Genomic DNA, 3,874 nt, shown 5'->3' with positions numbered 1-3,874 from the left:
TATATCTTGGGGGGGGTCGGGGGCCGGCCGGCCCGCGTCGGGATCAAGCCTGACCGTCCAGAGCGGGCCGGTCGGCCCCCGACCTCACCACTTACACCTCTTCGACCGAGCTCGGCTCGCGCCGGGACAGGTCGATGCCCAGCTCCTCCGCCGCCCGGAACACCTCGTCGTCGGTCTCGCGCATCTCCAGGGCCACACCGTCGCTGGAGAGCACCTCGACGTTGAGGCACAGCGACTGCAGCTCCTTGAGCAGCACCTTGAACGACTCCGGGATGCCCGGCTCGGGGATGTTCTCGCCCTTGACGATCGCCTCGTAGACCTTGACCCGGCCCAGGACGTCGTCGGACTTGATGGTCAGCAGCTCCTGCAGGGCGTAGGCGGCGCCGTACGCCTGCATGGCCCAGCACTCCATCTCACCGAAGCGCTGGCCACCGAACTGCGCCTTACCACCCAGCGGCTGCTGCGTGATCATCGAGTACGGACCGGTCGACCGGGCGTGGATCTTGTCGTCGACCAGGTGGTTGAGCTTCAGGATGTAGACGTAGCCGACCGCGATCGGGTCGGGCAGCGGCTCGCCGGAACGACCGTCGAACAGCTGCGCCTTGCCGCTGCCCCCGATGAGCTGGTTGCCGTCCCGGTTGGGCAGGGTCGACGCCAGCAGACCGGAGATCTCCTCCTCGCGGGCACCGTCGAAGACCGGCGTGGCCACGTTGGTGTCCGGCTCGGACTCGTGCGCGTTGATCGAGCGGAGCTGGCGCTTCCACTCCTCGTCGTCGCCGTCCACGCTCCAGCCGGTCTTGGCCACCCACCCGAGGTGGGTCTCCAGGACCTGGCCGATGTTCATCCGGGACGGCACACCGAGCGGGTTCAGCACGATGTCGACCGGGGTCCCGTCCTCCAGGAACGGCATGTCCTCGATCGGCAGGATCTTGGAGATGACGCCCTTGTTGCCGTGGCGGCCCGCGAGCTTGTCACCGTCCTGGATCTTGCGCTTCTGGGCCACGTAGACCCGGACCAGCTCGTTCACGCCCGGGGGCAGCTCGTCGCCGTCCTCGCGGGAGAAGGTACGCACACCGATGACCGTGCCGGTCTCGCCGTGCGGCACCTTCAGCGAGGTGTCCCGGACCTCGCGCGCCTTCTCGCCGAAGATCGCGCGGAGCAGCCGCTCCTCGGGGGTCAGCTCGGTCTCACCCTTCGGGGTGACCTTGCCGACCAGGATGTCGCCGGGGACGACCTCGGCGCCGATCCGGATGATGCCGCGCTCGTCGAGGTCGGCGAGCATCTCCTCGCTGACGTTCGGGATGTCGCGGGTGATCTCCTCCGGGCCGAGCTTGGTGTCCCGGGCGTCGACCTCGTGCTCCTCGATGTGGATCGAGGTGAGCACGTCCTGCTGCACGAGGCGCTGCGACAGGATGATCGCGTCCTCGTAGTTGTGGCCCTCCCAGCACATGAACGCCACCAGCAGGTTGCGTCCGAGCGCCATCTCGCCCTCGTCGGTGCACGGACCGTCGGCGATGACCTGACCGGCCTCGACGCGGTCGCCCTCGAAGACGACCGGCTTCTGGTTGACGCAGGAGCCGGCGTTGGAGCGGCGGAACTTGTGCAGCAGGTACGTCCGGCGGTGGCCGTCGTCCTGGTGGACCGTGATGTAGTCCGCGCAGAGGTCCTCGACCACACCGCCGACCTCGGCGACGACCACGTCACCGGCGTCGACCGCGGCACGGTACTCCATGCCCGTACCGACGAGCGGGGCCTCGGCCTTGACCAGCGGCACCGCCTGACGCTGCATGTTCGCGCCCATGAGCGCGCGGTTGGCGTCGTCGTGCTCCAGGAACGGGATCATCGCGGTGGCGACCGAGGTCATCTGCCGCGGCGACACGTCCATGTAGTCCACGGCGCCCGGCGCGACGTCCTCGGTCTCGCCGCCCTTACGACGGACCAGGACGCGGTCCTCGGCGAAGGTGCCGTCCGACTTCAGCGGGGCGTTGGCCTGCGCCTTGACGAACCGGTCCTCCTCGTCCGCGGTCAGGTAGTCGATCTGGTCGGTGACCCGGCCGTCGATGACCTTCCGGTACGGCGTCTCGATGAAGCCGAACGGGTTGACCCGGGCGAACGTGGAGAGCGCGCCGATCAGGCCGATGTTCGGGCCTTCCGGCGTCTCGATCGGGCACATCCGGCCGTAGTGGGACGGGTGCACGTCCCGGACCTCGAAGCCGGCCCGCTCACGGGACAGACCACCAGGGCCGAGCGCGCTCAGCCGGCGCCGGTGGGTCAGGCCCGCCAGCGGGTTGGTCTGGTCCATGAACTGGGACAGCTGCGACGTGCCGAAGAACTCCTTGATCGCCGCCACCACCGGGCGGATGTTGATCAGGGTCTGCGGCGTGATCGCCTCGACGTCCTGGGTGGTCATCCGCTCGCGGACGACCCGCTCCATCCGGGAGAGACCCACCCGGACCTGGTTCTGGATCAGCTCGCCCACGGTACGCAGGCGACGGTTGCCGAAGTGGTCGATGTCGTCGGCCTCGTAGCCCTCCTCACCGGCGTGCAGCCGGCAGAGGTATTCCACGGTGGCGACGATGTCGTCCTCGGTGAGCGTGCCGGTGGTGATCGGCACGTCCAGCTCGAGCTTCTTGTTGAACTTGTAGCGCCCGACCTTGGCGACGTCGTACCGCTTCGGGTTGAAGAAGAGGTTGTCGAGCAGGGTCTGGGCGTTCTCACGGGTCGGCGGCTCGCCGGGGCGGAGCTTCCGGTAGATGTCGAGCAGGGCCTCGTCCTGGCCGGCGATGTGGTCCTTCTCGAGCGTGGTCATCATGAGCTCGGACCAGCCGAACTTCTCACGGATGCGCTCGGCGGACCACCCGATGGCCTTGAGCAGGACGGTGACGGCCTGGCGGCGCTTGCGGTCGATGCGAACGCCGACCGTGTCGCGCTTGTCGATGTCGAACTCCAGCCAGGCACCCCGGCTCGGGATGACCTTGACGCTGGAGAGGTCGCGGTCGGAGGTCTTGTCCGGCTGCTTGTCGAAGTACACGCCCGGCGAGCGGACGAGCTGGCTGACCACGACGCGCTCGGTGCCGTTGATGATGAAGGTGCCCTTCGGCGTCATCATCGGGAAGTCACCCATGAACACGGTCTGGCTCTTGATCTCGCCAGTGGTGTTGTTGGTGAACTCCGCGGTCACGAACAGCGGCGCGCAGTAGGTGAGGTCCTTCTCCTTGCACTCCTCGATCGAGGCCTTGACCTCGTCGAAGCGCGGAGCCGAGAAGGAGAGCGACATGGTGCCGGAGAAGTCCTCAATGGGACTGATCTCGTCGAGGATCTCCGCGAGACCCGAGCGTGCGTGCGGGTCGTCCGCCGACCGGCCCTGCCAAGCCTCGTTGCCGACGAGCCAGTCGAAGGACTCGTTCTGGATGGCGAGGAGGTTGGGGACCTCGAGGTGTTCGGTGATCCGACCGAAAGAAACTCGGCGGGGCGCGAATGCGCTCGACGTACGACTGGTCTTCGCAGGGCGGGAAGCTGCCAAGATGCGTCCTTCCGAGGACCGGTGCTGCAGAACGGCTGGTACGCGTGCACTCCAATGACCCCACCAGAATTATCCGTAAACGGACATTTCCGAGCAGGGGTCAAGTCGGAAGGCAGCGCAAACTAGCAGTGTAGCCGAGAGGCTAACCGCTGTCCAGCCCACCCCGCAGGTCGTCGCGGAACAAGCCCTGGGACCTCGGAAAACCGGGTCGTCCGGGCCGCTCGGAACGCGACGCTCCTGCCGGTCCGCTCGGGTGCCGCGGCGGCGGTGCTGCCGTTGCCATTACCCGAGTGGCGGCCGTTGCAAGCGCGGAAAGTCTTGCTGATGTCAGCGTGCCTGGCAGGCCGGTGC

Annotated in this window: 1 protein-coding gene; it reads right to left on the bottom strand. The window is 67.5% G+C overall.

Annotation, left to right across the window (positions count from 1 at the left end):
- Positions 1-91 precede the first annotated feature (91 nt).
- The gene (locus tag KBX39_RS25615; RefSeq protein WP_030501613.1) at positions 92-3,523 is read right to left on the bottom strand and encodes a DNA-directed RNA polymerase subunit beta; all 3,432 of its coding nucleotides are present in this window, start codon (positions 3,521-3,523) and stop codon (positions 92-94) included.
- Between the last annotated feature and the right edge of the window lie 351 nt (positions 3,524-3,874).

The sequence above is a fragment of the Micromonospora sp. D75 genome (assembly GCF_018070405.1).
Lineage (GTDB): Bacteria > Actinomycetota > Actinomycetes > Mycobacteriales > Micromonosporaceae > Micromonospora > Micromonospora chalcea.
Note: the sequence above shows the minus strand (reverse complement) of the source record. Positions and strands in the feature narration are given on the sequence as shown.